Annotated in this window: 30 protein-coding genes; 27 read left to right on the top strand and 3 right to left on the bottom strand. The window is 50.1% G+C overall.

Annotated elements, in window-relative coordinates; genetic code table 11:
- Positions 1–3: 3 nt before the first annotated feature.
- Genes KNQ03_RS07745 through KNQ03_RS07735 form a run of 3 tightly spaced genes read right to left on the bottom strand, consistent with a single transcriptional unit; the run spans position 4 to position 2,199 of the window.
- The gene (locus KNQ03_RS07745) at positions 4–978 is read right to left on the bottom strand and encodes a hypothetical protein (protein WP_214724173.1); all 975 of its coding nucleotides are present in this window, start codon (positions 976–978) and stop codon (positions 4–6) included.
- Positions 971–1,837, bottom strand: a complete 867-nt coding sequence (locus KNQ03_RS07740) for an ATP-binding cassette domain-containing protein (RefSeq protein ID WP_029342758.1) — start codon at positions 1,835–1,837, stop codon at positions 971–973. Before KNQ03_RS07740 ends, KNQ03_RS07745 begins: the two co-directional genes overlap by 8 nt.
- Positions 1,831–2,199: a GntR family transcriptional regulator gene (locus KNQ03_RS07735; RefSeq protein WP_029342757.1), complete on the bottom strand. Its 369-nt coding sequence runs from the start codon at positions 2,197–2,199 to the stop codon at positions 1,831–1,833. The genes KNQ03_RS07740 and KNQ03_RS07735 overlap by 7 nt, the downstream gene beginning before the upstream one ends.
- A 156-nt stretch (positions 2,200–2,355) precedes the next feature.
- On the opposite strand from KNQ03_RS07735, the gene prfA reads away from it, so the two are divergent.
- The 27 genes from prfA to mreB all read left to right on the top strand — a co-directional run bounded on the left by prfA (position 2,356) and on the right by mreB (position 26,308).
- Positions 2,356–3,414 carry a peptide chain release factor 1 gene (gene prfA, locus KNQ03_RS07730; RefSeq protein ID WP_023469516.1) on the top strand — a complete coding sequence of 353 codons (1,059 nt, stop codon included), beginning with the start codon at positions 2,356–2,358 and terminating at the stop codon, positions 3,412–3,414.
- Positions 3,414–4,262 (top strand): peptide chain release factor N(5)-glutamine methyltransferase, encoded by an 849-nt coding sequence (gene prmC / locus KNQ03_RS07725; RefSeq protein WP_058704138.1) that lies wholly within the window; start codon positions 3,414–3,416, stop codon positions 4,260–4,262. The genes prfA and prmC overlap by 1 nt, the downstream gene beginning before the upstream one ends.
- An 8-nt stretch (positions 4,263–4,270) precedes the next feature.
- Positions 4,271–5,257 (top strand): L-threonylcarbamoyladenylate synthase, encoded by a 987-nt coding sequence (locus tag KNQ03_RS07720; RefSeq protein ID WP_251140244.1) that lies wholly within the window; start codon positions 4,271–4,273, stop codon positions 5,255–5,257.
- A 17-nt stretch (positions 5,258–5,274) separates the two neighbouring features.
- Positions 5,275–5,790, top strand: coding sequence for a low molecular weight protein arginine phosphatase (locus tag KNQ03_RS07715; protein ID WP_023469513.1), 516 nt, complete (start codon positions 5,275–5,277; stop codon positions 5,788–5,790).
- A 5-nt stretch (positions 5,791–5,795) separates the two neighbouring features.
- Positions 5,796–6,236, top strand: coding sequence for a ribose 5-phosphate isomerase B (rpiB, locus tag KNQ03_RS07710; protein WP_029342752.1), 441 nt, complete (start codon positions 5,796–5,798; stop codon positions 6,234–6,236).
- Entirely contained in the window at positions 6,236–6,775 is a 540-nt protein-coding gene (locus tag KNQ03_RS07705; RefSeq protein ID WP_023469511.1) for a TIGR01440 family protein, read from the top strand. Before rpiB ends, KNQ03_RS07705 begins: the two co-directional genes overlap by 1 nt.
- 111 nt (positions 6,776–6,886) lie before the next feature.
- A complete protein-coding gene (gene glyA, locus KNQ03_RS07700) occupies positions 6,887–8,146 on the top strand; it encodes a serine hydroxymethyltransferase (protein ID WP_029342751.1) in 1,260 nt (419 codons plus the stop codon).
- Positions 8,147–8,220: 74 nt separating this feature from the next.
- Positions 8,221–8,889, top strand: coding sequence for a response regulator transcription factor (locus KNQ03_RS07695; protein WP_214724169.1), 669 nt, complete (start codon positions 8,221–8,223; stop codon positions 8,887–8,889).
- Positions 8,886–10,241, top strand: a complete 1,356-nt coding sequence (locus KNQ03_RS07690) for a HAMP domain-containing sensor histidine kinase (RefSeq protein WP_214724167.1) — start codon at positions 8,886–8,888, stop codon at positions 10,239–10,241. Before KNQ03_RS07695 ends, KNQ03_RS07690 begins: the two co-directional genes overlap by 4 nt.
- Before the next feature lie 75 nt (positions 10,242–10,316).
- The gene (locus tag KNQ03_RS07685) at positions 10,317–11,345 is read left to right on the top strand and encodes an ABC transporter permease (RefSeq protein WP_214724165.1); all 1,029 of its coding nucleotides are present in this window, start codon (positions 10,317–10,319) and stop codon (positions 11,343–11,345) included.
- Positions 11,342–12,010, top strand: coding sequence for an ABC transporter ATP-binding protein (locus KNQ03_RS07680; protein WP_214724163.1), 669 nt, complete (start codon positions 11,342–11,344; stop codon positions 12,008–12,010). Before KNQ03_RS07685 ends, KNQ03_RS07680 begins: the two co-directional genes overlap by 4 nt.
- A gap of 153 nt (positions 12,011–12,163) precedes the next feature.
- Positions 12,164–13,120 (top strand): hypothetical protein, encoded by a 957-nt coding sequence (locus KNQ03_RS07675; protein ID WP_214724161.1) that lies wholly within the window; start codon positions 12,164–12,166, stop codon positions 13,118–13,120.
- A gap of 72 nt (positions 13,121–13,192) precedes the next feature.
- The gene (upp, locus tag KNQ03_RS07670; RefSeq protein ID WP_029342745.1) at positions 13,193–13,822 is read left to right on the top strand and encodes a uracil phosphoribosyltransferase; all 630 of its coding nucleotides are present in this window, start codon (positions 13,193–13,195) and stop codon (positions 13,820–13,822) included.
- Positions 13,823–13,947: 125 nt separating this feature from the next.
- The gene (wecB, locus tag KNQ03_RS07665) at positions 13,948–15,081 is read left to right on the top strand and encodes a non-hydrolyzing UDP-N-acetylglucosamine 2-epimerase (protein WP_214724159.1); all 1,134 of its coding nucleotides are present in this window, start codon (positions 13,948–13,950) and stop codon (positions 15,079–15,081) included.
- A gap of 765 nt (positions 15,082–15,846) precedes the next feature.
- Positions 15,847–16,065 carry an AtpZ/AtpI family protein gene (locus KNQ03_RS07660; protein WP_023469502.1) on the top strand — a complete coding sequence of 73 codons (219 nt, stop codon included), beginning with the start codon at positions 15,847–15,849 and terminating at the stop codon, positions 16,063–16,065.
- Positions 16,062–16,448: an ATP synthase subunit I gene (locus tag KNQ03_RS07655; protein WP_023469501.1), complete on the top strand. Its 387-nt coding sequence runs from the start codon at positions 16,062–16,064 to the stop codon at positions 16,446–16,448. Before KNQ03_RS07660 ends, KNQ03_RS07655 begins: the two co-directional genes overlap by 4 nt.
- An 8-nt stretch (positions 16,449–16,456) precedes the next feature.
- Positions 16,457–17,200, top strand: coding sequence for a F0F1 ATP synthase subunit A (gene atpB, locus KNQ03_RS07650; RefSeq protein WP_023469500.1), 744 nt, complete (start codon positions 16,457–16,459; stop codon positions 17,198–17,200).
- A 75-nt stretch (positions 17,201–17,275) separates the two neighbouring features.
- On the top strand, positions 17,276–17,488 hold the full coding sequence (atpE, locus tag KNQ03_RS07645) for a F0F1 ATP synthase subunit C (RefSeq protein ID WP_023469499.1): 213 nt from the start codon (positions 17,276–17,278) through the stop codon (positions 17,486–17,488).
- A gap of 127 nt (positions 17,489–17,615) precedes the next feature.
- A complete protein-coding gene (atpF, locus tag KNQ03_RS07640) occupies positions 17,616–18,149 on the top strand; it encodes a F0F1 ATP synthase subunit B (RefSeq protein WP_023469498.1) in 534 nt (177 codons plus the stop codon).
- The gene (locus tag KNQ03_RS07635) at positions 18,149–18,682 is read left to right on the top strand and encodes a F0F1 ATP synthase subunit delta (protein WP_035410623.1); all 534 of its coding nucleotides are present in this window, start codon (positions 18,149–18,151) and stop codon (positions 18,680–18,682) included. Before atpF ends, KNQ03_RS07635 begins: the two co-directional genes overlap by 1 nt.
- Positions 18,683–18,701: 19 nt before the next feature.
- The gene (gene atpA / locus KNQ03_RS07630; RefSeq protein WP_023469496.1) at positions 18,702–20,210 is read left to right on the top strand and encodes a F0F1 ATP synthase subunit alpha; all 1,509 of its coding nucleotides are present in this window, start codon (positions 18,702–18,704) and stop codon (positions 20,208–20,210) included.
- Positions 20,211–20,252: 42 nt separating this feature from the next.
- A complete protein-coding gene (gene atpG / locus KNQ03_RS07625; protein WP_058704130.1) occupies positions 20,253–21,104 on the top strand; it encodes an ATP synthase F1 subunit gamma in 852 nt (283 codons plus the stop codon).
- Between the two features lie 36 nt (positions 21,105–21,140).
- Positions 21,141–22,559: a F0F1 ATP synthase subunit beta gene (gene atpD, locus KNQ03_RS07620; RefSeq protein ID WP_058704129.1), complete on the top strand. Its 1,419-nt coding sequence runs from the start codon at positions 21,141–21,143 to the stop codon at positions 22,557–22,559.
- A 26-nt stretch (positions 22,560–22,585) separates the two neighbouring features.
- Entirely contained in the window at positions 22,586–22,999 is a 414-nt protein-coding gene (locus KNQ03_RS07615; RefSeq protein ID WP_029342737.1) for a F0F1 ATP synthase subunit epsilon, read from the top strand.
- A 319-nt stretch (positions 23,000–23,318) separates the two neighbouring features.
- Positions 23,319–23,552 (top strand): DUF1146 domain-containing protein, encoded by a 234-nt coding sequence (locus tag KNQ03_RS07610; RefSeq protein WP_029342736.1) that lies wholly within the window; start codon positions 23,319–23,321, stop codon positions 23,550–23,552.
- A gap of 251 nt (positions 23,553–23,803) precedes the next feature.
- On the top strand, positions 23,804–25,108 hold the full coding sequence (gene murA / locus KNQ03_RS07605) for a UDP-N-acetylglucosamine 1-carboxyvinyltransferase (protein ID WP_058704128.1): 1,305 nt from the start codon (positions 23,804–23,806) through the stop codon (positions 25,106–25,108).
- Between the two features lie 219 nt (positions 25,109–25,327).
- Positions 25,328–26,308 (top strand): rod shape-determining protein MreB, encoded by a 981-nt coding sequence (gene mreB, locus KNQ03_RS07600; protein WP_050676945.1) that lies wholly within the window; start codon positions 25,328–25,330, stop codon positions 26,306–26,308.
- Positions 26,309–26,402: the final 94 nt, after the last annotated feature.

The raw sequence follows: 26,402 nt of genomic DNA, 5'->3' as shown, positions 1-26,402 counted from the left end.
AAATTAACGACTCCATCCAATCATCCGACGATACGAGCTAAACGTCGGCCACGCGAGAATCGCGATTGCGAGCCAGTACAGGAATTGATTCTCGGACGAAATCAGACCGATGATTCCCGCGAGTAGGATTGTCGTATAGATCGAGAAGGTGATGATGAGTGCTGGATGTAATTTCGGGAAAATCGTGAAACGCCCGAGACGTTCGTTCGCACCTTTGACGTAAAGGCGACTACCGAAAATCAGTAAGACGACCGTCAAGGCTAAGCTGAACAACACAGCATAAGTGATATTGAAATCGGTATTGTACTCGAAGAAGAGTGCAAAGGGCGTCGTGATTGTCATCAAAAAGCTTGTTGGTTTGTCTAACTCTTCGTAGCCCACGCCAAAACCCAGTTGACCGATAGCATAGATACTGAAATACGTGAAGTAATTCAAGAACAAGAAGAATGTTCCGAGCAACAGTTGTCCGATGATGTCACCGGCAACTGTTCCGGCGAATAAGAAGATCGTCAAAATCGTCACATCAAATAGAAGGAATAGACCAAAATCTTGAAGGAGTGACGACCACGTGACGTAATCAAACGGATTGATACCGAATGCTTGCAGCAATGACCAACTGGCGAAAAAGCCGATGATCGGGAAGACGATCAACGTCACAGTGCCGATCGCCCATTTAATCCAAAACAGCCAGACCTTCGGAAACGGCAACGCGTGTAAGATCAGACTGCGACCACTTCCACGCTCGGAACCGAGCATCAGGATCGCAAAGACAGCGATCAGAATTGCTGCGAACCCAGCGAAGAACGGACTGACGAGGACAGCTTGAATCGTTTCGGTTTGATAAGATACTTCATATGTTTCAAAGTCATTGATGATGGTATAGCTACCAAAACCATAACTGAAGATCGCCAGTAAAATGAAACAAGCGAGTGGCCATATGCCTTGCTTGATGTGATAGCGAATCAATTGCTTAACCATGTCGTTTCCCTCCAAATGTCCCTAAGAAGTAATCTTCCATCTGCACCGGCAAAGCATCCTTTAAGAGAGGACGCGTCGTTTCAAGATACTGCGCGCCTGCATCGGATAAGACGAGTAACGTCACGACCCGACCGGTTTGAGATAAGACGTGGAGATCGGCATGACTGAGCTCTGGAACATCTTCATAGACGACTTGCCATTTCTGCATGCTAGCTTTGGCATCATCGAGTGCCTTCGGTTCGCGGACGAGGTGTTTTTCGATCGTCATGACACGGTCGGCAAGGGAATCGAGTTCTTCGAGTTGATGGGAAGCAATCAGAACGGCAGTCTGACGCTCCGCGAGTAACGAGACGAGTTGTTTCAGATAATCACGTTTGTTGATCCGGTCAAGTCCATCGGTTGGTTCATCGAGCAAGAGAACGGGGGCATTCGTTGCGAACGCGAGTTGGAGAAGGAACAATTGCGCTTGCCCCTTCGATAAAGAAGTTACGCGACGTCCGCGATCGAGATTCGACGAGCGGCAGTAGTTTTCGATATATGTCTTTTCGAAATTCGGATAAAAGACGTGGTAGAAGTTGATCAGTTCACCGAGCGTCATCTGGCGGTAGACGGAAACAGAATCCGGAACGAGGAAAAGGTGCTCCCGCGTCTTTGGAACGTGATGGATCGACTCACCATTCCATTCGACTTTCCCACGGGTCGGCTCGAGCGCTCCGACGAGTGTTTTCAGTAATGTCGTTTTTCCGGCACCATTACGACCAATTAAGGCAGTAATCGTTCCTGCCGGCAGGGTGAAGGATGCATTTTCATAAATCATGGTACGGTCAATTTGTTTCGTCAGATGAGAAACGGTCAACATGAGGAATCCTCCCTTATGTGTAAGATATGTTGATAGAGTTCTTCGTTCGAGATGGATAATTCGTCGGCAATGGCACAAAGGCGGATGAGTGGATCTTGGATGGCGGCTTGTTTGACTTCATGAAGTGGAATGTCTGAGATGAAGGAGCCTTTACCGCGCATCGTGACGATGAAGTTGCGGCTCTCGAGTTCCTGATAGGCGCGGGAGACAGTGTTCGGATTGACAAGGAGTGTACCGGCAAGTTCACGGACGGATGGCATCTGTTCGCCGGAGCGGAGTAGACCACGGGCAATCGAGCGGATGATTTGAGCGACCAACTGTTCATAGATCGGTAACGGACTTTTCGGATCAACGGTGAACATTTCTTCACCTCCTTAAGTGTACTAATTCAATTAATACACCAATTATAGGAATTTACAACCTGTCTGTCAACGTTTCTTTTCAAGAAGACGATGACGCCATCGATCGCAATATTTGCTATACTGACGACAGAAGAATCGCCAGGAAGGATGACCGAGATGTTGGATCGATTGAGTGCGTTAGAGGACCGTTATGAAAAACTAAATGATATGTTGGCTGATCCAGCCATCATCAATGATACGAATCAATTGCGTGAGGTCTCAAAGGAGCAGTCACAACTTGCGCCGACCGTCGAGACGTACCGTGTCTATCGCGAGAAGATGGAAGCTTATCAAGAGGCACGTCAAATGTTGACGGATCCGGAGATGCGCGACCTCGCGAAGGAAGAAGTCGCGATGCTTGAACCGGAGATCAAAGAGCTTGAAGCGAAGCTGAAGGCTTTATTATTACCGAAGGATCCGAATGACGATAAGAACGTCATCGTCGAGATTCGTGGTGCGGCAGGGGGAGACGAGGCAGCCTTATTTGCGGGGGACCTGTTTAAGATGTACTCGAAGTTTGCTGAGAAACAGAACTGGAAGATTGAGATCATCGATGCAAGCTACACGGAACTCGGTGGCTATAAAGAAATTATCTTCATCGTCAAAGGAACCGGTGCTTATTCGAAGTTGAAATACGAGAACGGGGCACACCGCGTCCAACGCGTTCCGTCAACGGAATCTGGTGGGCGGATTCATACATCGACGGCAACGGTTGCGGTGTTGCCGGAAGCAGAAGACGTCGAAGTCGAGATCCATGACAAGGATGTCCGAGTCGATACGTTCACGTCGAGTGGACCGGGTGGCCAGTCCGTCAATACGACACAGTCCGCTGTCCGTGTCACGCACGTGCCGACGGGAATCGTCGCGAGCTGTCAGGATGAGAAGTCGCAAATCAAGAACAAGGAAAAAGCGATGAAGGTCTTGCGTGCGCGCGTCTACGATAAGATTCAACGCGAACAGCAAGCGGAATACGATGAAAAACGAAAGTCAGCTGTCGGTACGGGTGACCGTTCGGAACGAATCCGGACGTATAATTTCGCACAAAATCGGGTGACGGACCACCGGATCGGATTGACGATTCAGAAGCTTGACCGAATCTTGCAAGGCGAGATGGATGAAGTCATCGATACGCTCGTCATGGAACATCAGGCGCGGGCATCGGAGGCGGCAAACTGATGCGGATTGCAAAACGTCTAAATGATGCAAAAACGATGATGGAACAAGCAGGACGCGAGGGTTCAAGTGCCGAATGGTTACTCATGCACGTCTTGGATGTCGACCGGACTGGACTCCTTGTCCGTCTATCAGATGAATTGACGCCGGAGCAAGATTTACGATTCAGTGAATACTTGCTTGCTCATGTTCACGGCGTGCCCGTTCAGCATTTAATCGGCTATCAGCCGTTTTATGGACGGGATTTCCGTGTCACACCGGATGTATTGATCCCACGACCGGAAACGGAAGAGTTGATTGTCTTCGTCACGGAGCGTCTCAAACGTGAGTCGTTCACCGCGGGACAGATCGTCGACATCGGAACTGGGAGTGGAGCGATCGGAATCACGCTCGCCCTCGAACTCGAGCAACCGGTCACGACCGTCGATATTTCACCGGCCGCTATTACGGTCGCGAAGCAAAATCAAGCAGCGCTTGGTGGAGACGTGACGTTCCTTGAAGGAGATTTACTAGCGCCACTTGCGGATAATTCCGTGCGGGTGCTTGTTTCGAATCCTCCTTATATCGAGGAAGAGGAATTACTCAGTGAAGTCGTGTTCGATCATGAACCGCATCTCGCCCTGTTTGGCGGAAAAGACGGTCTCGTCTTTTACCGACGTCTCGTCGAGGAGAGTGGACGGGTCCTACGCGACGATTTCAGACTGATTGCGTTTGAAATTGGACACAATCAAGGACCAGAAGTGCAAATGATGTTAAAAGAACGTTATCCAAATGCGGAAACGGGTATTTTAAAAGATATAAACGGTAAAGACCGTATCGTGTATGCGGAACGAAAGGATTGTACAGCGTGAAGACGGAAATGATTGACTTACAGACGATGGATGAAGCAGTTCGGTTATTGCAGGAAGGAGAGGTCGTGGCGATGCCGACCGAGACTGTCTATGGTCTCGCAGGGGACGCAACGAACGAAGCGGCTGTTCGGCGAATCTTCGCCGCGAAGGGTCGACCTTCTGACAATCCACTGATTGTCCACGTCGCATCCGTAGAACAGGCACATCAGTTCGTCACGCACATTCCAGATGTTGCGGCACGTTTGATGGAGGCGTTCTGGCCAGGAGCCTTGACGATCATCCTCGAATCGAACGGCACCGCATCCACACTCGTCACAGCAGGACTAGATACGATCGGATTACGGATGCCAGACCATCCGCTCGCGCTTCGATTGATCGAGGCGACAGGGTTGGGTCTCGCAGCACCGAGTGCCAACCGTTCCGGAAAACCTTCACCGACGTCATCTGCGCACGTCGCACATGACCTCTCGGGACGCATCGCTGCGATCGTCGATGGAGGGGAAACGGGCATCGGGGTCGAATCGACTGTCATCGATTGTACGATGACGCCACCGGCGATTTTACGACCGGGCGGCGTGACACGCGAACAAATCGAGTCGGTCATCGGTCCTGTCACACTCGATCCTGCCTTATCGATGAAAGATGTTACACCGAAGGCACCCGGGATGAAATATACTCACTATGCACCGGAAGCAACACTGTCCGTAGTTGAGGGAGATATTTCATTCTTACAGCAACTCATCGATGATGCACGACAAACCGGACACAAGACGGGCGTTCTCCTGTTTGATGGGGAGGATGTCGACGCAGATGTTCGCTGCTCCCTTGGTAACTCGATGGAGACGGCGGCACAACGTCTTTACGATTGTTTACGGCGATTTGATCAGACGACGGTGGATCAGATTTTTGTACGAGACCTATCAGAAGAAGGGGTGGGGCTTGCGGTCCGCAACCGCCTCCATAAAGCAGCAGGTGGTCGGGTCATTCGCCCTTGAAGAAGGAGGATACGGAGATGAGCACACGTCGCGTTTTATTCATCTGTACAGGAAATACATGCCGTAGCCCGATGGCGATGGCGTTACTACGCTCTAAGGTCGCTGATCAGGAATTCGACGTCCGTTCAGCAGGACTACGTTCGATGCAAGGATTTGATGCGTCCGAGAACGCCTTACAAGTGTTACGTGAGCGCGGTATCGAACTCGAGCACTATACGCAAGTCTTTGATGATGTACTCGGACGTTGGTCTGACATCATCTTGACGATGACGCGCCAGCACAAGCAGGAAGTCGGTGAACGCTATCCGGAACTGAAGGAACGGACGTTCACCTTATATGAATATGTGACAGGGCTTGAACGGGACATCAATGATCCGTATGGCGGATCGATGAACGTCTACCGGCAAGTACGTAATGAACTCGAACCCCTCGTCAACCGTCTTGTGTTAAAATTGACGCAGAACGGAAACGGAAGAAAAGCTCCGGATACACGGAAACTTCCGAAAAAACAACCTAAACAAACGGGGGAATAGTAAAGATGAAAGTAGCAATCGGCGCGGATCATGGCGGTTTTAAGTTAAAGGCAGAAATCAATGACCTCTTACAAGAGCTCGGCATCGACTATACGGACTTCGGTACGCATTCAGCCGACTCGATCGATTATCCGGATGTCGCGATTCCAGTCGCTGAGGCAGTCGCGAACGGAGAGTTTGATCGTGGTATCTTGATTTGTGGAACAGGCATTGGGATCGGAATCGCAGCGAACAAGGTCAAGGGCATCCGAGCAGCACTCGTCCATGATACGTTCAGTGCGAAAGCGACGCGTCAGCACAACGATTCGAACATCTTGACGATGGGCGAACGCGTCATCGGTCCAGGACTGGCTCGTGAGATCGCACAACTTTGGCTTGAAACGGAATTCGAAGGCGGGCGTCATGAGAACCGCGTTTGCAAAATCTCAGATTATGAGGTGAAGTAATGGACTTGACACGCATCCAGCACGATTTAGAAGAAGCACTGAACGCTCTGGATGAACGATTTTCCTTAAAAGGAAAATTGCTCGTGATTGGCTGTTCGACGAGCGAAGTCATCGGCAAACAAATCGGCAAGGCGGGTTCACCGGAAGTTGCGGACGCGTTGTTCGACGTTTTCGATGCCTTTCGTCGGTCGCACCAAGTCGATCTTGCCTTCCAAGGCTGTGAGCATATCAACCGGGCGCTGACGCTTGAGCGGCAAACGGCAGAACGACTCGGGCTCGATCCGGTAACAGTCGTTCCTGTTCCGGAAGCCGGTGGATCGATGGCGAGTGCTGCCTATCAACGCTTCTCGGCACCGGTCGTCGTCGAAGCGATTCAGGCAGACGCCGGGATTGATATCGGTGATACGTTCATCGGGATGCACTTGAAAGCTGTTGCGATTCCTGTGCGCTTGCCGCACAAGGAAATCGGTGAGGCACACGTGACGGCAGCCGTGACACGACCGAAATTAATCGGTGGAGCACGTGCTAAATACGAATGATTGATGCAAGGGGTTGCGCACCCCTTGCTTTTTTGATGTTGTTTTTAGGGATGCCGGGAACGAAACATTCGTGTTAAGATAGGTCTATCGAAATGAAATGGGGGAATTCAGATGGAACAAACACCGCTTACGTATCTGAAACAACAAGATGAGGCACTCTTTTCGGCAATGCGCCAGGAACTAGGTCGTCAACGGGATAACATCGAATTGATCGCATCCGAAAACTTCGTCTCGCAAGCTGTCATGGAAGCACAAGGCAGCGTCTTGACGAACAAGTACGCAGAAGGTTACCCAGGTCGTCGTTATTATGGTGGCTGTGAGTATGTCGATCTCGCTGAGAATTTAGCACGCGACCGCGCGAAGGAAATCTTCGGAGCGGAGCACGCGAACGTGCAACCACACTCGGGCGCACAAGCGAACATGGCGGTTTACTTCACGATTCTCGAGCAGGGCGATACGGTCCTCGGGATGAACCTCTCGCACGGTGGCCATCTGACGCACGGTAGCCCCGTCAATTTCTCCGGTGTCCAGTACAACTTCGTGGAATACGGTGTCGATCAAGAGACAGAGATGATTGATTACGATGTCGTCGCGAAATTAGCGGAAGAGCATAAACCAAAATTAATCGTCGCGGGCGCATCGGCGTATCCGCGTGTCATCGACTTCAAACGTTTCCGTGAAATCGCAGACAGCGTCGGTGCTTACTTGATGGTCGACATGGCACACATCGCTGGACTTGTCGCAGCAGGTCAGCACCCGAACCCAGTCGAGCATGCACACTTCGTCACGACGACGACGCATAAGACGTTGCGTGGTCCACGTGGTGGGATGATCCTCTGTAAAGAAGAGCATGCGAAAGCAATCGATAAAGCCATTTTCCCAGGTATCCAAGGTGGTCCACTCATGCACGTCATCGCCGCGAAAGCTGTCGCGTTCGGTGAAGCTCTTGCACCAGAGTTCAAGGACTACATCGGTCAAGTCGTCACGAACGCAAAAGTCCTCGGTGAGGAATTGACGAAGCGTGGACTCCGGATCGTCTCAGGCGGAACGGACAATCACTTGCTCCTCGTCGACTTACAACCGCTCGGGATCACAGGGAAACTCGCTGAGCATGCACTTGACGAAGCCGGCATCACGGTCAACAAGAACACGATTCCGTTCGACCCAGCGAGCCCATTCGTCACGAGTGGTATCCGGATCGGAACGGCAGCCATGACATCACGTGGCTTCAAGGAAGCTGAGATGAAAGAAATCGCCGAGTTGATCGAACTCGTCTTGAACCACCCAGAAGAAGCAGACGTTCTCGCACAAGCACGTGAGCGTGTCGTTGCTTTGACAGGTCGTTTCCCACTCTACCCAGAGCGCGGATGACTGTCATCCCCTTCGTCCTTTTCATTATGAGAAGGGGAAGGGGATTTTTGTTTGTCTAAAAAAGGAGGCGTACGATGTATATTCTAGTCGTTGAAGATGATCCACATATTCAAGCACTTGTCGTATCGACGTTACAGACCGACGGACACTCCGTCCGAGCGACAGCAGACGGAAACGAAGCGCTCGCTTGGATTGAAACGATGACGTTCGAAGCAGCCGTGCTCGATGTCCTGCTCCCCGGGCAGACCGGTCTCGTCCTGTGTGAGCGATTACGGCAAAACGGGGACATCCCGATCTTGATGCTGACGGCGCTCGGTGAACTAACGGATAAGCGAGACGGCTTTGCAGCAGGTGCTGATGATTACATCACAAAGCCGTTCGATCCGGAAGAATTAGTGTTTCGGCTTCACGCCGTGGCTCGGCGCTATCAAAAAGCGGCGCAACCCGTCTTACATCTCGGGGATGTCACGATTGATAAACGCAGTCAGCTCGTAACGATCCAGTCGACCGAGTGGACACTCCCGCGGCGCGAGTTCGAATTATTACATCAGCTGGCAAGTTTCCCGGGACGGGTCTTCAGCCGCGAGGAATTGATCGAACACGTCTGGGGACTTGATTTCATGGGGGATGACCGGACGATTGACGTCCACATCAAACGACTTCGTGGACGCTTAAAGGAGACGAATCAGGTGAAGATCGAGACCGTCCGCGGACTCGGCTACCGGTTGGAGGTCGAAGCATGAGAAGCCTCTATACGAAAATCGTCGGACTCGTCTGTGTCGTCCTACTCGTGTCCGCACTACTCGCTCTTTTAATCAGTAACATTGCCTACTATTCGTTTTGGCAGGACAGCTATAGCCAAAAAGTCGAGGAAGCGGTCGAGACAGCGATCGATTATTACGAGACGCACGGTGACGGAAAGACGGAATCGTTTTACCGGATGTTACAAGCAACTGGCTTTCAACTGTATGTTCGAACAGATGACGGAACGGAGCGTTACGGAAACACATTTCGCAATGAAACGCTCTCGAGTCAAGTCATCGAGCAAGTGAAAAATGGTCAACCGTACTACGGGATGCGTGAGTATCCGTTTCATCTGTTCCTGCTTGGACTATTCGATAACGAAGTCATCAACACGTACGGGACGTCGGTCAAGACGGCACAAGGAACGGATGCAATCTTCGTCCGTCCGGACTTGAGTCGGCAGATTCGCGAGTTACACCTGTTCGTTGGTCTGTTCCTCGGACTGCTTGTCGTGATCAGCTTTCTCTTGCTCGTCTTCTCGATCCGGTATCTCGTGCGTCCGATCCGGCGCCTGACAAAAGCAACGGAACAGATGGCAGACGGCGACTATGGAATTCGCGTCGGAACGAAGGCGCGCGATGAGATTGGTGAACTGTCCCGACGCTTTGACGAGATGGCGATGGCGATTGAAGCGTCCGATACGGAACGACGCCGGTTCGTTGCAAACGTCTCGCATGAATTCCAGTCGCCGCTGACGACGATCTCGGGGTACGCTGGACAACTCGACGTGACGGGAGAAGACGTCAGGAGACGGGCAATCATTCAACAAGAGGCAGCGCGAATGTCGGAGCTGACGCGTCAATTATTGATCTTAGCAAAGCTCGATGAAGGACGGCGCTTCAAGCGACAAGCACTCGATCTACGAACGAGTCTAGAGACGACACTCACAACACTTGCCTTTCAGCTGGATGAGCAAGGCATCGCTGTCGCACTCGATGTATCGCCAGCACTACAGATTCAAGCAGATGCCAGTGCGCTCGAACATGTCTTCCAAAATGTCATTCGAAACGCCGTCTCAGTCTCAGCCGAAGGAGCGACGATTCATATTCAGGCGGAAGAACAAGTGAATCAGGTCATCGTCCGAATCAAGGACGAAGGACCAGGGATGACCGAACAACAGATGGAACATGCCTTTGAACGCTTTTATCAAGGCGATGCATCCCGAACGTCGCGCGGGACGGGACTCGGGCTTGCGATCGTTAAAGAGACGATGCGCCAACTTGGTGGGGACGCGAACTTGTCGTCTGATTCATCCGGTCTGATTGTGACATTGACTTTTTTACGCATTTGACGCGTGCGTTCATGTTCCGTTCATATTGCAGTCGTATCATCAATCCTGTAGCGAACATACAGGAGGGATCACGCAATGAAACTAGGGTGGAAAGAACTCGTCCGAATGAAAGGACGATTCAGTTGGATGACGATCGTGACGATGTTGATCGTCTTATTGATTTTGATGATCACCGGTCTTGCGGACGGGCTGGCCTACGACAATGGGGCTGCCGTCCGTAATCTACCAGTCGAACAGTTTGCGCTGAGTAAAGATGCGGAAGGGCAGCTGACCCGTTCGTTCTTACAGGCGGATGAGACACCAAAGGGCGCGGAAGCACTCGGTGTCCAGAACATGGTGCTTGAGAAGAAGAATGGAACGAAGGATGATGTGACGGTCTTTGCGTTACCACAGACGACGAACTATGGTCCAAAACAGCTGCAATCGTTGCAAAAAGGTGAAGTTCTCGTCGATGCTGCGTATGCAGAGCAACGCGGAACCCGTGTTGGCGATACGATTACGGATTTTCGGACGAAAGAGACGTTTCAGATTGCCGGTACAGTAACGGACGGACGTTATAGTCACGCACCGGTCCTTTGGATGACGGATGAATCGTGGCAAGCATGGCAATCGAAGATGGGGGCATCATACGTCTCAGCGTATATCGGTCAGTCGTTGCAAACGGATCAAGCCATCTTCTCAAAACAAGCAGTCGTTGAGAACGTACCAGGCTATGCAGCGGAGCAAAACTCCTTCCAGATGATGCGGGTTGCACTCGTCGTCATCGGGGCATTGATTCTGACAGCCTTCTTCTATATCTTGACGATGCAGAAGATGAAACAGCTCGGTGTCTTAAAGGCAATCGGCATTCGGACCCGGACGATGGGTGCGAGTCTACTCGTACAAGTCATCCTCCTGACGAGCCTCGCCTTTACTGTCAGCGTCGCCATCACCTATCTGACGAGTCGTTTCCTACCGTCGGATCTTCCATTCCGTTTTGAATGGTCGACCAGTCTGACGTACGGGGGCATTTTACTCGTAACGGCAATCCTCGGTGCGCTCGTTCCGTTACGGATGGTCAAAAAACTCGATGCAGCAGATGCGATGGGAGGAATGAACGGATGATTCGATTAGATCAGATTGAACAAAGTTATGGTGAGATGACGGTTCTACATGACATCAACTTACAAGCAGAAGCGGGTGAGTTGATTGCCCTCGTCGGACCAAGTGGTAGCGGGAAAAGTACATTGCTCCAGTTGCTTGGATTGTTACAGACACCAACGAACGGTGCCGTCTACTTTGATGATACGTGCGTCAGTGAAGCAGCGGACGAAGAACGTCGTCGTTTGCGTCTCGAGGAAGTCGGGTTCATTTTTCAAGAATCGCATCTCGTACCATTTTTGACAGCAGGAGAGCAACTCGAACTGGTCGCAAAGGAGGCTGGACGGACGGTTGACGCGACGGCGGCGCTCGCCGTGTTCGGACTCGAGCACCGGAAAGACCATTTGCCGCACGCCTTATCAGGTGGCGAACGACAACGTGTCGCGATTGCCCGGGCCTTCGTCAATGAACCACGACTTGTACTCGCGGATGAACCGACGGCAAGTCTCGATTATCCGAATGGTCGCCGGGTGATGGAGCTGTTGCAACAACAAGCGCATGTTTCTAACAAGACCGTCATCGTCATCACGCATGACGAACGGATGCTTGACGTCTGTGACCGGATTTGGCGGATTGAAGACGGACACATCACGGAAACAAAAGTATTCCGATCCTATTCTCATCGTTAAACGATTCATCCTCTTGTTTTCGTACATCGACGTACGAAAACAAGAGGTTTTTTTCAATGCTTCGTCAAGAAGATAGGGGAAACGAACCATTTGCGGAAGCGTTATCTTTGCTATACTTAACCGTAGTAAAAAAAGATAAAGGTGGAAATAAATGTGAACTTATCAACCTTGATCCAATCAGAACTTCAAGCCATTCAAACGGAACGCCTGACAGAATGGTTCACCCATAAAAGCCACGAGCGCCGGGAATATCACCGGATGCTCGAAGATTTCAAAGCAATCGTCATCATGCAACAGGCAGGATTTTATGAACAGGCAGATGCTCGTTTTGAACAGTGGAAGACCTTACCGATGCCAGCAGAAGTCTATCGTTATCGCCTGGCGATCGCAGGAAAAGCAGGTGGGAAGCGTCTTGCCCAGAAGCGATTGGCATCCTTTCCCATGACGGTTCAGAATCATCCGCAATTGAAAGACTGGAAGCGACTCGGCAAACTGAATCCATGGTGGATTGGTGGAGCTTTAGCTGTCGTCTCTCTCGTTCTCGTCTGGACACAGTTGGATAGCGAACCCGCAACACCAGTCGCAACGAAACAAACAGAGGTCGAGCAACAGCTCGCAGCGCTGCAAACGGAAGTCGAACAGTTAAAAGAAAAAAACGAGCAGCTGGCAAGTGAGCAAGAAAAAGCGAAAGCGATTAAGCCAGAGAAGAAGGAGGCTTCTTCCGAAACAAAGCAGACGCAACTACCTCCGAAAGAAGCACTCGAGCAAGGGGTTGCTGCTGTTCAGGCGAAAGACTACAAACGAGCAGACAGTGTCTTGACCGGATCCGTCTTGACGAACAAAGAGACAGCAGGTATGGCACGCTTCTATAAGTTGATCGCTGACGGGAAGTTGAAGAAAACGACACAAGCGGACTATATTGCCTATCGGGAAGATTTCCCGAAGTCTGGATACATGAGTGACGTCCTCTGGATGCAAGCGGTCTATGAACAAAAATATAAAAAAGGTGATTATCGTGCGACCTTGCAAGAACTCGCGAAACAACCGGACAATGAATGGTCTTACGCCGCAAAAGCGATTCTTTCTGGTAAGAGCACGCTTGGGAACTGACGAAAAAACAGTTCCCAAGCAGTACGTTTTTAGAGTACAATGCGAAAAGAGAATGGAGAGGAGATGCAAACAATGAGTAAAGTACATGTATTTGATCACCCATTGATTCAGCACAAGATGACGATCATGCGTAAAGTCGAAACAGGAACGAAACAATTCCGGGAACTTGTCGACGAGGTGGCTTCATTGATGGCATATGAAATCACACGTGACCTTCCACTCACAGATGTCGCGATCGAGACACCGGTCACGAAGACGACGCAAAAGATGATCGAAGGCAAGAAACTCGGGATCGTCCCGATTCTCCGCGCCGGTCTCGGTATGGTCGACGGCATGCTCCGCATGATGCCGAACGTCAAAGTCGGTCACATCGGTTTGTACCGTGACCCAGAGACACTCGAGCCAACGGAATACTACCTCAAGCTCCCAACAGACGTCGCAGAACGTGATTTCGTCGTCGTTGACCCGATGCTTGCGACAGGTGGTTCGGCGGCAGACGCCATCTCCTCCTTAAAGAAACAAGGGGCAAAGAGCATCAAGCTCGCATGTCTCTGTGCAGCACCTGAAGGCGTCAAACGCGTTCAAGAAGAACACCCGGATGTCGACATCTATCTCGCGGCACTCGACGAGAAGTTGGACGACCACGGATATATCGTCCCAGGACTCGGTGATGCAGGAGACCGTCTCTTCGGAACGAAGTAAAAAACAGCAAGCTACACAAAAAGACCGCAGACGATGATCTGCGGTCTTTTCGTTGCTATTTCGTAAACTGCGCAAGACTGCTGAAGTATGCTTTAATGAAAAAAGGAAAAAAGGAGGAAGTCACCATGCCGATTACAGTCATGCCGATTTTCGGGACACGACCGGAAGCCATCAAGATGGCACCGCTCGTCAATGCCCTGAAGCAACACCCTGCTTTTGATGTTCATGTTACGATCACTGCCCAGCACCGCGAGATGCTCGATCAAGTGCTCGATTTATTCGAAATCCAACCGGATCATGATTTAAATATCATGAAGCAACGTCAGACACTTGTTGATATTACGACGCGTGGTCTCGAGGGACTCGATGCGATTATGAAGGAGATCAAGCCAGATCTTGTCCTCGTTCATGGGGATACGACGACGACGTTCGTCGGAAGCCTGGCTGCCTATTACAATCAGATCGCAGTCGGTCACGTCGAGGCGGGACTGCGCACGTATAATAAATACTCGCCGTTCCCGGAAGAGGTCAATCGTCAGTTGACGTCGACGCTCGCGGACTTACATTTTGCTCCGACAGCACAAGCAGCAGCGAATCTCGCATCCGAGAACCGTCACGCTGGTGTCTACATCACGGGGAATACGGCAATCGATGCTCTGCAGACGACCGTTCAAACCGATTATGTCCATCCGATGCTTGAGACGGTCGGGGACCGGAAGCTGATCCTGATGACGGCACATCGTCGTGAGAACCAAGGCGAGAAGATGCATCAGATGTTCCGGGCGATTCGTCGCCTCGTCGATGCGTTCCCGGATACGCATGTCGTCTATCCGGTTCACCTCAATCCGGTCGTTCAAGAAGCTGCGAAGACGGTCTTTGAAGGGCATGATCGAATTTCTCTGATCGCCCCACTCGATGTGTTCGACTTCCACAACTTCGCGAGCCGTGCGCATTTAATCCTGACTGACTCGGGTGGCGTACAGGAAGAAGCGCCATCACTTGGTGTACCTGTGCTTGTCTTACGCGACACGACAGAGCGCCCGGAAGGGATTGCTGCTGGAACGTTGAAGCTTGCCGGTACGGAAGAAGAGACGATCTATCAGATGGCAACGGAATTGTTGACGAACGAAACACTTTATCAAGAGATGGCGCATGCTTCGAACCCGTACGGAGATGGTCATGCCTCAGAACGCATCGTCCAAGCGATCTTGCATCACTTCGGTCAAGGGGAAGCTCCGGCACCGTTACTCACGCAATGAAGTAGGACAACACGCGTCATCACCCGACTCCTACAGGAGAAAGCGCGACAAGTCGCGCTGTCAGAGACGAACAAGACCCGAATTCACGGACCGGAAGGAACGTGAATCCTGGCTTGTGTCTCGCCTGAGGAAAGCGGGTGAAGGAAGCGTGGAAAATTCAAAGCAAGATAAAATACTAGTATATGTAGCTTCTTACACGAAGGAGCTATATTATTTTTGTCATTTCCGCTAAAATCAGCTCATTTGTTTAGAAAATGTAAAACCAGATGACCTTGAAACTGGAAAGGAAACGATGACGATTCAAGCTGTGACGTACCGCACGATTGAAAAAATGGAAATCGCTGAAATGTATTATTACAAACAGATGTCAGAGCTGTTTTTATGTCCCGATTCGGAAGCGTTTTCAATTGTGAACAAAAAATGTTTTTTCACAAAATCGACACAAATCAATTTTAGAGGTCTTGTTTCGCTTTAACGGGCACGATATAACGTTACTATTCAACGGTTTTGTTCACCATATGAACAATCTCTTTAACCGTTGATAGTACTACATATTTTCTTCACATCTTCGTGAAATGACTTGCACGGATGACATCTGTGAAAACCTTATCAATCGTTGATATGTATAGGTTTTTCGGCTCTGTTTTTATTGTGAATTCATTTGACTATGAAAGCTGCTTCATTGTATTCTTGACTAGTATGAAAATCCGCAAATTGTGGGAAAGAAAAAGAACTCACAATTGGGAAAAAAGGGGGTCGTCTCTAGTGCGCCAAAGTGGGCTCGCGAAGAGTATGGTCATGGCCTCGCAAATTTCGACGGCACTGGCTGCACCGATCGTCATTGGCTTTTTGGTTGGGAACTATGGGGAACAACAACAATGGTGGGAAAAAATGGGTGCGACGTTCGCCGTGTTCATCGGGATTTTCATCGGCATTCTTTGCATGATCGCCATGATCAGGCACTTGTTAGGGGAGAAGACATGAACATCATCCTTCAAGATGCGTTGTATCGTGCGTACTTACGATGGTTTGGACTCTTTTATGGAATCCTGGCTGTCCTGCTGCTCATCGGACGCCCGAGTGACCCAGTCATTTATGGACTAGCACTTGGTGGAACTGGCAGCTTTCTGATCTTGACGCTTCAACGACTCAGCGTCGATCGGATGTATCGTGTAATCGAGACGGGGCGCAAGCCAGTGTCTCGAGGGACCGTTTCACGCATGGCGGTCGCGGTACTTTGTGTGATGATCGGTTTGAAGTATCAAACTGAATTGTCATTAACTGCGGTGGTAATAGGCCTTCTCGCCGGCCACGTCATACAATTTTGTGAGTTCTTGACTCACGAACTCAAGCGGGAAAAGAGGTGAATAGTCAAATGAACCACGAAATGCCACTTTACGAAATCCCACTCTGGGGTGACTTCGTTCTGTACGGTAGCTGGACGAACTTGATCACAGTATTGATTGCTGCTGCTCTCGTCTTCTTGATTGCCGTGGCCGGTACGCGACGTCTTGTGATGAAGCCAACCGGTGCTCAAAACGTGATGGAGATGTTCCTTGAATTCGTTCGCGGAATTATCAGCAGCACGATGGACTGGAAAACAGGGGGTCGCTTCCTTACGTTCGGAATGACATTATTCCTGTTCATCCTTGTGTCCAACATCATGGGTCTCCCATTCAACGTCGTGACGGGACACTACATTTGGTTCAACTCACCAACTGCAGATCCTTACGTGACACTGGCACTTTCATCTCTCGTAGTAGTCTTAAGTCATTACTACGGTGTGAAGATGCGAGGCTTCGGCGCTTATGCGAAAACATTCATGACGCCGATGTTTATCATTACCATCATCGAGGAGTTTGCAAACACGTTGACGCTCGGTCTTCGTCTTTACGGAAACATCTTCGCTGGTGAAATCATGATCGGAATCATTCTTTCGATCGGTATCGTCTCTGGTACGAACGATTTCCAATTCCTCGGACCAGTCGGCGCGATCATCTCGGGTATCCCGATGTTGATCTGGCAAGGATTCTCACTCTTCATCGGTGGTATCCAAGCGTATATCTTCCTTATCTTGACGATGGTTTACATCGGACATAAGGCAGCGCACGACCATTAATTCGAAGGTAAAGCATCCGCTTTTCCGATAACAGCACGACAAATCAATGAACATACTCTAGGGAGGCAATTTATCATGAATCTTATTGCAACAGCGATCATCATCGGACTCGGCGCACTCGGCGCAGGTATCGGTAACGGTCTTATCGTAAACGGTACAGTATTAGGTCAAGCACGTCAGCCAGAACTCAAAAACGAACTTCGTCAAACAATGTTCATCGGTATCGGTCTTGTTGAGGCACTTCCAATCATCGGTGTAGCGGTCGGTTTCCTTCTTCTCAACTCTTAATCCACGATTAACGAGAACGGACTACATAGGGCGCTATTCGTTCAACGTTTGAGTGAACCGTCACGGGAGCTTAGGCTCCCTTATGTAGATATTGAAGTTGAACCAACCACGAGGGGAGTGTAATCGAATGAATCTAACGTATCTTGCGGCAGAGGCTGGCGGCGAAGGCAACCAACTCTTATTAGCCAACATGATCGTCACGATCGTCGTTTTCCTCTTGCTCCTCATCCTCTTGAAGAAATTCGCATGGGGCCCGCTCGTCAACATGATGAAAGCGCGGGAAGAGCATGTGGCTAGCGAGATCAACTCGGCTGAAAAGAGCCGTAAAGACGCTGAAGTCTACGTAGAACAACAACGCGAAGAATTAAATAAGGCGCGTACGGAAGCACGCGACCTTTTAGAAGCATCACGCCGTCAGGCAGAAGCAGAGCAAGCACGTGCGATGGAGCAGGCACGTCTTGAATCCGAAATGAGTAAGGAAGAAGCTCGCCGTGCGATCGAACGTGAACGCGCTGAAGCACAAGCTGCTTTGAAGAACGATGTCGCTCTTCAAGCAATCGCTGCAGCACGCCACGTCATGAAAACACAGCTTGCGACAGACGAAGCCGCTCAAAAAGCACTCGTCGATCAATTCCTTGCTGATACTAAGGGCACGAACTAATGCGTGATCACGTAGCGGGACGCTACGCAAAAGCGCTCTTCGATCTTGCGCTTGAGCACCATGTGCTCGAGCAAGCAGAAGCTGATGTGCGGACGCTCGGCGAAGTGCTCCACGCAACACCAGAGCTCGCTTCGGTTTTAGATAACCCATCGATTTCTGCTGAAGAGCTCAAGCAAGTTCTTCAAACAAGCTTCACTGGCTTCAACTCGATCGTCTTAAACACATTGCTTGTCATGGTCGAAAACGACCGGGCAGCAGAGATCGTTACATTACCGGAACACTTCATTGCATTGTTGAATGAACACCGCAATGTCGCGACGGCAATCGTCACGAGTGCATACAAATTGTCAGACGAGGAACTCACGAAAGTGAAAGAGACGTTTGGCCAAAAATCAGGTAAAACGCTTGAAGTCGAGAACGTCGTCGACACGGGTGTCATCGGAGGACTTCGCGTTCAAATCGGTTACACGACATATGACGGTACGATCGAAACTAAACTAACGCGCCTTGAGCGTGAGCTGTTAAAAGCGTAAGAAAATAGGGGTGAAACGCATGAGCATTAGAGCTGAAGAAATCAGCGCCCTGCTTAAAGCGCGTATCGCGCAGTACGGTTCTACGATGGAAGTGAACGAGACAGGTACGGTCATCCAAATCGGTGATGGTATCGCTCGTGCACACGGACTCGACAACGTCATGTCGGGAGAGCTCGTAGAATTCGCTAACGGCACAATGGGCTTGGCGCAAAACTTAGAAGAAGGCAACGTCGGTATCATCATCCTCGGTGACTACCTTGAAATCAAAGAAGGCGACTCTGTTCGCCGTACGGGCCGCATCATGGAAGTACCAACAGGAGACGCACTCCTCGGACGTGTCGTCAACCCACTCGGTATGCCAATCGATGGTCTTGGTCCAATCGAAACAGAACACTACAATCCGATCGAGCGTAAGGCGTCTGGCGTCATGGCGCGTAAATCGGTACACGAACCACTTCAGACAGGAATCAAGGCGATCGATGCCCTCGTTCCAATCGGTCGTGGACAGCGTGAGTTGATCATCGGTGACCGTCAGACGGGTAAAACGTCGATCGCAATCGATACGATCATCAACCAAAAAGAAGAAAACATGATCTGTATCTACGTCGCAATCGGACAAAAAGAATCAACAGTCCGTGGCGTCGTCGAGACGCTCCGTAAAAACGGTGCCCTCGATTACACGATCGTCGTTTCGGCAGCGGCTTCACAGCCAGCTCCACTTCTTTACCTCGCACCATTCGCAGGTGTCGCGATGGGTGAACACTTCATGGACCAAGGCAAACACGTTCTTGTCATCTATGATGATCTTTCAAAACAAGCAGCTGCTTACCGTGAGCTTTCACTTCTTTTGAAACGCCCACCAGGCCGCGAAGCTTACCCAGGGGATGTCTTCTACCTCCACTCACGCCTTCTTGAGCGTGCGGCGAAGTTGAACGACGAGCTTGGTGCAGGTAGCTTGACTGCTCTTCCGTTCATCGAGACGCAAGCGTCGGATATCTCAGCTTATATCCCTACGAACGTTATCTCGATCACGGATGGTCAAATCTTCCTTCAATCGGATCTCTTCTTCTCAGGTGTCCGTCCCGCGATCAACCCGGGTCTCTCGGTATCGCGTGTAGGTGGTTCGGCTCAAGTAAAAGCGATGAAGAAGGTAGCGGGTACGCTCCGTCTTGACCTCGCATCTTACCGTGAGCTTGAAGCATTCGCTCAGTTCGGATCTGACCTTGATAAAGCGACTCAATCGAAGCTTAACCGTGGTGAGCGGACAGTTGAAGTCTTGAAACAAGACTTGAACCAACCACTTACTGTCGATAAGCAAGTCATCATCATCTATGCCTTGACTCGTGGTCACCTTGATGATGTTGCTGTAACGGATATTCGTCGTTTTGAAAAGGAACTCAACCTCTGGCTCGATCAAAACCGCAAACAACTTTGCGATGAGATCCGTAAGACAGGTAACCTTCCAGCAGACGAAGAGATCGTAGCAGCAATCTCAGAATTTAAGAAAACGTTCCAAGCGACGGTTTAATCCGACGGAACGCTCTTGATACTAACAAGGTGGTGAATCGAAATGGCATCGTTGCGCGAGATACAAACGCGGATCAACTCGACGAAAAGTACGAAACAGATCACGAAAGCGATGAACATGGTTTCGGCGTCGAAACTGAACCGCGCTCAAGCACATAGCGCGAAGTTCCAACCTTACATGCTGAAAATGCAAGAGGTACTCGGAACCATTGCGAATGGCACGACAGGTGCGAGCCATCCGATGCTCGAGAAACGTCCCGTCAAAAAGACGGGCTATATCGTCATCACATCGGATCGCGGCTTAGCTGGTGCATATAACGCCAACGTGCTGCGTGAAGTCTACCGGGAAATCAAAGAAAAGCATACTACGGACAGTTACGTTCTCTTCGTGGTCGGTAAAGTCGGTGTCCAGTTCTTCCGTTCACGCGGAATCACGGTCACGGATGCGATCACAGGCTTGAACGATTCTCCTTCGTATGTCGACGTCGCTGAAATCGTGAAGCGCACAGTGAGTGCGTTCACGATCGGCGAAATCGACGAGCTCAAGCTGTGCTACAACCACTTCTTATCTGTCATCAGCCAAGAAGTGAAAGTCGAAACCCTTCTCCCACTCGGAGAAATCGAAGCTTCGTCTTCGACGACTTATGAGTACGAGCCAAGCGAGGAACAAATCCTTGCGGAACTCCTCCCGCGTTATGCGGAGAGCTTGATCTTCGGTGCGCTTCTTGACGCGAAAGTAGCAGAACATGCGTCACGTATGACAGCAATGCAAAGTGCGACAGATAACGCAGATGACTTGATCGGTCGATTGACTCTCGTCTACAACCGAGCTCGACAAGCTGCGATCACGCAAGAAATCACAGAGATCGTCAGTGGGGCTGCTGCGCAGCAGTAATCCCGACTGGCGTAACGATAGGTAGGAGGAAACACGATGAACGAACTCGGTTTAAAAGGCCGCGTCGTCGCGGTCATGGGACCTGTCATCGACGTTAAGTTCGAAGGACACTTACCGAACATCTACAACGCGCTTCGTATTCAATATACGCCGCAAACTGTAGAAGAAGTGGCTATCGACTTGACGCTTGAGGTCGCCCTGCACCTTGGTGACGACGTCGTCCGTACCATTGCGATGGACTCTACGGATGGAGTACGCCGTGGAATGGAAGTACTCGATACGAATGCTCCAATCTCGGTACCCGTCGGAGAAGCGACACTTGGTCGCGTCTTCAACGTACTCGGTAACCCAATTGATGAAAAAGAAATCGCTGCTGACGTGGAACGTCTTCCGATCCACAAAAAAGCACCGACTTTTGATAACCTTTCAACGAAAGTTGAAATCCTCGAGACTGGAATTAAAGTCGTCGACTTGCTCGCTCCTTACATCAAGGGTGGTAAGATCGGTCTCTTCGGTGGTGCCGGTGTAGGTAAGACCGTCCTCATCCAGGAATTGATCAACAACATCGCTCAAGAGCACAGCGGTATCTCGGTATTCGCAGGTGTTGGTGAGCGGACGCGTGAAGGAAATGACTTGTTCCACGAGATGACGGATTCAGGCGTTATCAAACAAACAGCGATGGTCTTCGGTCAGATGAACGAACCACCGGGTGCACGTCTTCGTGTTGCCTTGACTGGTTTGACGATGGCGGAATACTTCCGTGATGAGCAAGGACAAGACGTTCTTCTCTTCGTTGATAACATCTTCCGTTACACACAAGCAGGTTCTGAGGTATCGGCCCTTCTCGGTCGTATGCCATCTGCCGTTGGTTACCAGCCGACACTCGCAACAGAGATGGGGATGCTCCAAGAGCGAATCACATCAACAAACAAAGGTTCGGTTACATCGATCCAAGCGGTTTATGTACCAGCCGATGACTATACTGACCCGGCTCCTGCGACGACGTTTGCTCACTTAGATGCAACGACGAACCTTGAGCGTCGTCTCTCTGAGATGGGGATCTATCCTGCCGTGGATCCACTTGCTTCGACATCGCGTGCCCTTTCACCGGAAATCGTCGGCGAAGAGCACTACAGTGTTGCACGTCAAGTTCAGGAAACACTTCAGCGTTATAAAGAACTTCAAGATATCATTGCGATCCTCGGTATGGACGAGTTGTCAGAAGACGACAAATTGACTGTACACCGTGCGCGTCGTATCCAGTTCTTCTTGTCGCAGAACTTCCACGTAGCTGAGCAGTTCACAGGACAAAAAGGATCGTACGTCCCAGTTAAGGACACGATCCGCGGCTTCAAAGAAATCCTCGAAGGTAAACACGATGACTTAACGGAAGAAGCATTCCGTCTCGTCGGTCCGATCGAAGATGCGATTGAAAAAGCGAAGGCGCTTGTCTAAGTGACAAAGCATAAGGGGGACTTGAGATGAACACACTTCATGTCAATATCGTCACCCCGGATGGCGAAGTGTATGATGGCGATGTCCGTATGGTCGTTGCGAAGACGATTTCTGGTGAGATCGGGGTTCTCCCGCACCACGTCCCACTCGTGACACCACTCGACATCAGCATCTTGAAGTTGCGCCACGAAGATGGCGGACGCACGTTGATCGCTATCAGCGGTGGCTTTATGGAAGTGCGCCAGGATACTGTAACGGTTCTTGCGGAAACTGCGGAGCAAGCAGACAAGGTCGACTACGACCGGGCTGCAGCTGCGAAGGTTCGTGCAGAACGTCGTCTCCAGGACACGAAATTATCAGAACTCGAATTCAAGCGTGCTGAACTTTCACTGAAACGAGCAGTTAACCGTCTCAGCTTGAAAGACTATGGTCGCGATTGATTTTGATGAAAAGGCTCGATTTCCTTTAAGGAATCGGGTCTTTTTTTGTACGACGCATCAATGATTTTTCGAATGGCAACCGTTTTCGCAACACGATGAAGGATACAGGTTTAAAATACTGCAAATATGTAAAAGTACACTATATGCCTCGTCTTCACGAATTCTTCAACCTTTTTTCAGTAGAAGACCAAATTTATCTTCAATAAATATATTTTATACGCTAAAATTAATTCAGCGTGTTCTTTTTTGTTTGCGCAATCATTCATTTTATGAAATCATAGTAGAGTTGGAGAAACTATGAAGAAGAGGTGCAACGAAAGTGACATCTATTGGTGTGAGTGCGTTAGTTAGTATGCTGGTCTATATCGTAGCGATTTTGCTCGCTTGGTGGTCCTTGTTACCAGTCAAATGGGAGAAAATCCTGCAACATCCTAAAGGACCGCATGCGGTAGCCTTACGAACGATTCTTGCGATTGCACTCGGATCCATCGTAGCGCGCTTTTTACTGGATTATGCCGGTTTTGCACAACGTCTTCAGTTTTTAATCGGGTGAACTTGTAACTGCATTGTAAACCCTGAAATGGTAATTTGTTTTACCATGGAACAGGACACTGCTCTTTCAATGAAGGAACACAGTCATTTAGCAATCATCTAACATTACAATCGAAACGTCGTATTGGCTTTGTAGTAAGAGATCAACTATAGGGAAGTTTCTTTTCTAACATTCGTTGAATTCCAACTATGATCCTCACCAATCACGAATTGAACATACTAGAACAGAAACGAAGCAGAGGAGTAGGGAGAATGGAAAAAATCGTTGTCCGTGGCGGACGTAAATTAGCTGGAACAGTCAAAGTAGAAGGTGCAAAGAACGCGGTCTTAAAAACACTCGTCGCGACATTGCTTGCATCAGAGGGACAATCGGTTCTTCAAAACGTACCACGTCTAGCAGACGTCTATACAATCAATAACGTCTTACGCAATTTGAACGCGGAAGTCGAATTCGACGCAGAAGCTAACACGGTGACGGTCAATGCAGAGCCGAATCTCAAAGACGAGGCACCACTCGAGTACGTGCGTAAGATGCGAGCTTCGATTCTCGTCATGGGTCCATTACTTGCACGCCTCGGGCGCGCACGTGTCGCAATGCCAGGTGGATGTGCAATCGGATCACGTCCGATCGATCTTCACTTGAAAGGATTCGAAGCGATGGGCGCAAAAACGATCATCGGAAACGGATTCGTTGAAGCACATGTCGACGGTCGCCTCCAAGGTGCAAAAATCTACCTCGACTTCCCATCTGTTGGTGCGACAGAAAACATCATGATGGCTGCGACACTCGCAGAAGGAACGACAGTCATCGAGAACGTCGCAAAAGAACCAGAAATCGTTGACCTTGCGAACTTCTTGAACGCAATGGGCGCAAAAGTCCGCGGTGCAGGTACAGAAACGATCCGCATCGAAGGCGTCGAGAAATTACACGGTGCAACACACTACGTCATTCCTGACCGAATCGAAGCAGGTACGTTCATGATCGCAGCAGCGATCACAGAAGGTGACGTCGAAGTCATCGGTGCTGAGCGCGAACACCTTCGTCCACTCATCTCGAAGATGGAAGAGATGGGCGTTAAGATCACGGATACAGAAGAAGGGCTCCGCGTCGTCGGTCCAGCGAAACTCGAAGCAGTTGACGTCAAGACGATGCCACACCCAGGCTTCCCGACAGATGTTCAAGCACAAATGATGGCACTCGTCCTCAAAGCAGGCGGCACATCAGTCATCACGGAAACAGTCTTCGAAAACCGCTTCATGCACGTCGAAGAATTCCGTCGCATGAATGCTGACATCAAGATTGAAGGTCGTTCATCGATCATCAACGGTGGCGTACAGTTGCAAGGCGCAGAAGTTCTTTCAACGGATCTTCGCTCAGGGGCTGCACTCGTCACAGCAGGATTGATCGCTGAAGGCGAAACACGCGTTGGTGCACTTCACCATATCGACCGTGGATACGTCGACTTCCACTTGAAGTTACAAGCACTTGGTGCAGACGTAGAGCGTGTGACAGAAGAAGCTGTAGTCGTTGAAGAAACAGCTGCTACAAAACTTTAAGCACTTATATAAGAGCATCATCCCATTTTGCGGGATGGTGCTCTTTTTTGTCGTCTTTTGAAAATGACGACAATGAAATCCGAAAAGCGGAAAAAGAAAGTCGTTTCACGAGGGGGCATATGCTAGAATTGAAAGGTATGTATACATAAATGGGTTAGACGTCCAAACGACGTTCTATATTTTGGAAGAATAGCCAGTGGGTAAAGGAGAGCACACGAGATGTTTTCAAGAGATATCGGAATCGACTTAGGGACGGCGAACGTCGTCATTCATGTCAAAGGTAGAGGCATCGTCCTCGATGAGCCATCGGTCGTCGCGATCGATAAGGCAACAGGCAAGATTCATGCGGTAGGTACGGAAGCACACTTGATGGTAGGGCGGACACCGGGGAATATCGTAGCTATTCGACCGCTTCAAGACGGTGTCATTGCCGATTTCGAAATGACGGAAGCGATGCTTCGCCATTTCATCGATAAGATTGAAGTTCGTAAGATGTTTGGTGGAGTCAGGATGTTAATCTGTACACCAGCAAGCATCACGACGGTTGAGGCGAAAGCAATTCGTCAAGCCGGTGAAAAGTCAGGGGCAAAAACGGTCTTCCTTGAAGTCGAGCCGAAGGTCGCAGCAGTTGGTGCCGGTATGGACATTTGGATGCCAGCAGGGCACATGGTCATTGATATTGGTGGTGGGACGACGGATGTTGCCGTACTTTCAATGGGTGATATCGTATGCGGGGAGACGATCAAGGTCGCAGGAGATCGTTTCGACCACGACATCATTCGTTCGATCAAGGATACACATAAGCTGATCATCGGGGAACGGACAGCACAAGCGGTCAAGACGACGGTTGCCACTGTATCAGAAGACGGACGTCGCGAGCAGATGGATATTCGTGGACGAAATCTCGTGACAGGTTTACCGCACAACATCACGGTGACATCGGAAGAGATGCACGATGCGCTTGCGGAAGCAGCGATGGAGATCGTCGAAGCAACGAAGCGTGTACTCGAAAAGACACCACCGGAGCTTGCAGCAGACATCATCGATCGCGGTATCATCCTGACGGGTGGAGGCGCGTTGCTGGACGGAATTGATCAACTGCTTGCAAAAGAACTTGGACTACCGGTTCTGATCGCAGAAGATCCGATGTTATGTGTCGCACGCGGTACAGGAATCATGCTCGATAACCTCGGGAAGTAAGAGCGTGTCAGCGTAAAGGATATGATCTCTCGTAAAAGTTCATTCCTATAACGACCGTCTTGTCCTTCTCGCTTTCCACAGGCGGGAGGTAAGC

The sequence above is a fragment of the Exiguobacterium sp. s143 genome (assembly GCF_018618895.1).
Lineage (GTDB): Bacteria > Bacillota > Bacilli > Exiguobacteriales > Exiguobacteriaceae > Exiguobacterium_A > Exiguobacterium_A abrahamii.
The sequence above is the reverse complement of the archived record's forward strand: the minus strand, read 5'-3'. Positions and strand labels throughout refer to the sequence as shown.

Excerpts from the sequence above, each read along its gene's own strand:
- KNQ03_RS07745 (WP_214724173.1), bottom strand. The coding sequence starts at position 978 with ATGGTTAAGCAATTGATTCGCTATCACATCAAGCAAGGCATATGGCCA.
- KNQ03_RS07740 (WP_029342758.1), bottom strand. The coding sequence starts at position 1,837 with ATGTTGACCGTTTCTCATCTGACGAAACAAATTGACCGTACCATGATT.
- KNQ03_RS07735 (WP_029342757.1), bottom strand. The coding sequence starts at position 2,199 with ATGTTCACCGTTGATCCGAAAAGTCCGTTACCGATCTATGAACAGTTG.
- prfA (WP_023469516.1), top strand. The coding sequence starts at position 2,356 with ATGTTGGATCGATTGAGTGCGTTAGAGGACCGTTATGAAAAACTAAAT.
- prmC (WP_058704138.1), top strand. The coding sequence starts at position 3,414 with ATGCGGATTGCAAAACGTCTAAATGATGCAAAAACGATGATGGAACAA.
- KNQ03_RS07720 (WP_251140244.1), top strand. The coding sequence starts at position 4,271 with ATGATTGACTTACAGACGATGGATGAAGCAGTTCGGTTATTGCAGGAA.
- KNQ03_RS07715 (WP_023469513.1), top strand. The coding sequence starts at position 5,275 with ATGAGCACACGTCGCGTTTTATTCATCTGTACAGGAAATACATGCCGT.
- rpiB (WP_029342752.1), top strand. The coding sequence starts at position 5,796 with ATGAAAGTAGCAATCGGCGCGGATCATGGCGGTTTTAAGTTAAAGGCA.
- KNQ03_RS07705 (WP_023469511.1), top strand. The coding sequence starts at position 6,236 with ATGGACTTGACACGCATCCAGCACGATTTAGAAGAAGCACTGAACGCT.
- glyA (WP_029342751.1), top strand. The coding sequence starts at position 6,887 with ATGGAACAAACACCGCTTACGTATCTGAAACAACAAGATGAGGCACTC.
- KNQ03_RS07695 (WP_214724169.1), top strand. The coding sequence starts at position 8,221 with ATGTATATTCTAGTCGTTGAAGATGATCCACATATTCAAGCACTTGTC.
- KNQ03_RS07690 (WP_214724167.1), top strand. The coding sequence starts at position 8,886 with ATGAGAAGCCTCTATACGAAAATCGTCGGACTCGTCTGTGTCGTCCTA.
- KNQ03_RS07685 (WP_214724165.1), top strand. The coding sequence starts at position 10,317 with ATGAAACTAGGGTGGAAAGAACTCGTCCGAATGAAAGGACGATTCAGT.
- KNQ03_RS07680 (WP_214724163.1), top strand. The coding sequence starts at position 11,342 with ATGATTCGATTAGATCAGATTGAACAAAGTTATGGTGAGATGACGGTT.
- upp (WP_029342745.1), top strand. The coding sequence starts at position 13,193 with ATGAGTAAAGTACATGTATTTGATCACCCATTGATTCAGCACAAGATG.
- wecB (WP_214724159.1), top strand. The coding sequence starts at position 13,948 with ATGCCGATTACAGTCATGCCGATTTTCGGGACACGACCGGAAGCCATC.
- KNQ03_RS07655 (WP_023469501.1), top strand. The coding sequence starts at position 16,062 with ATGAACATCATCCTTCAAGATGCGTTGTATCGTGCGTACTTACGATGG.
- atpB (WP_023469500.1), top strand. The coding sequence starts at position 16,457 with ATGAACCACGAAATGCCACTTTACGAAATCCCACTCTGGGGTGACTTC.
- atpE (WP_023469499.1), top strand. The coding sequence starts at position 17,276 with ATGAATCTTATTGCAACAGCGATCATCATCGGACTCGGCGCACTCGGC.
- atpF (WP_023469498.1), top strand. The coding sequence starts at position 17,616 with ATGAATCTAACGTATCTTGCGGCAGAGGCTGGCGGCGAAGGCAACCAA.
- KNQ03_RS07635 (WP_035410623.1), top strand. The coding sequence starts at position 18,149 with ATGCGTGATCACGTAGCGGGACGCTACGCAAAAGCGCTCTTCGATCTT.
- atpA (WP_023469496.1), top strand. The coding sequence starts at position 18,702 with ATGAGCATTAGAGCTGAAGAAATCAGCGCCCTGCTTAAAGCGCGTATC.
- atpG (WP_058704130.1), top strand. The coding sequence starts at position 20,253 with ATGGCATCGTTGCGCGAGATACAAACGCGGATCAACTCGACGAAAAGT.
- atpD (WP_058704129.1), top strand. The coding sequence starts at position 21,141 with ATGAACGAACTCGGTTTAAAAGGCCGCGTCGTCGCGGTCATGGGACCT.
- KNQ03_RS07615 (WP_029342737.1), top strand. The coding sequence starts at position 22,586 with ATGAACACACTTCATGTCAATATCGTCACCCCGGATGGCGAAGTGTAT.
- murA (WP_058704128.1), top strand. The coding sequence starts at position 23,804 with ATGGAAAAAATCGTTGTCCGTGGCGGACGTAAATTAGCTGGAACAGTC.
- mreB (WP_050676945.1), top strand. The coding sequence starts at position 25,328 with ATGTTTTCAAGAGATATCGGAATCGACTTAGGGACGGCGAACGTCGTC.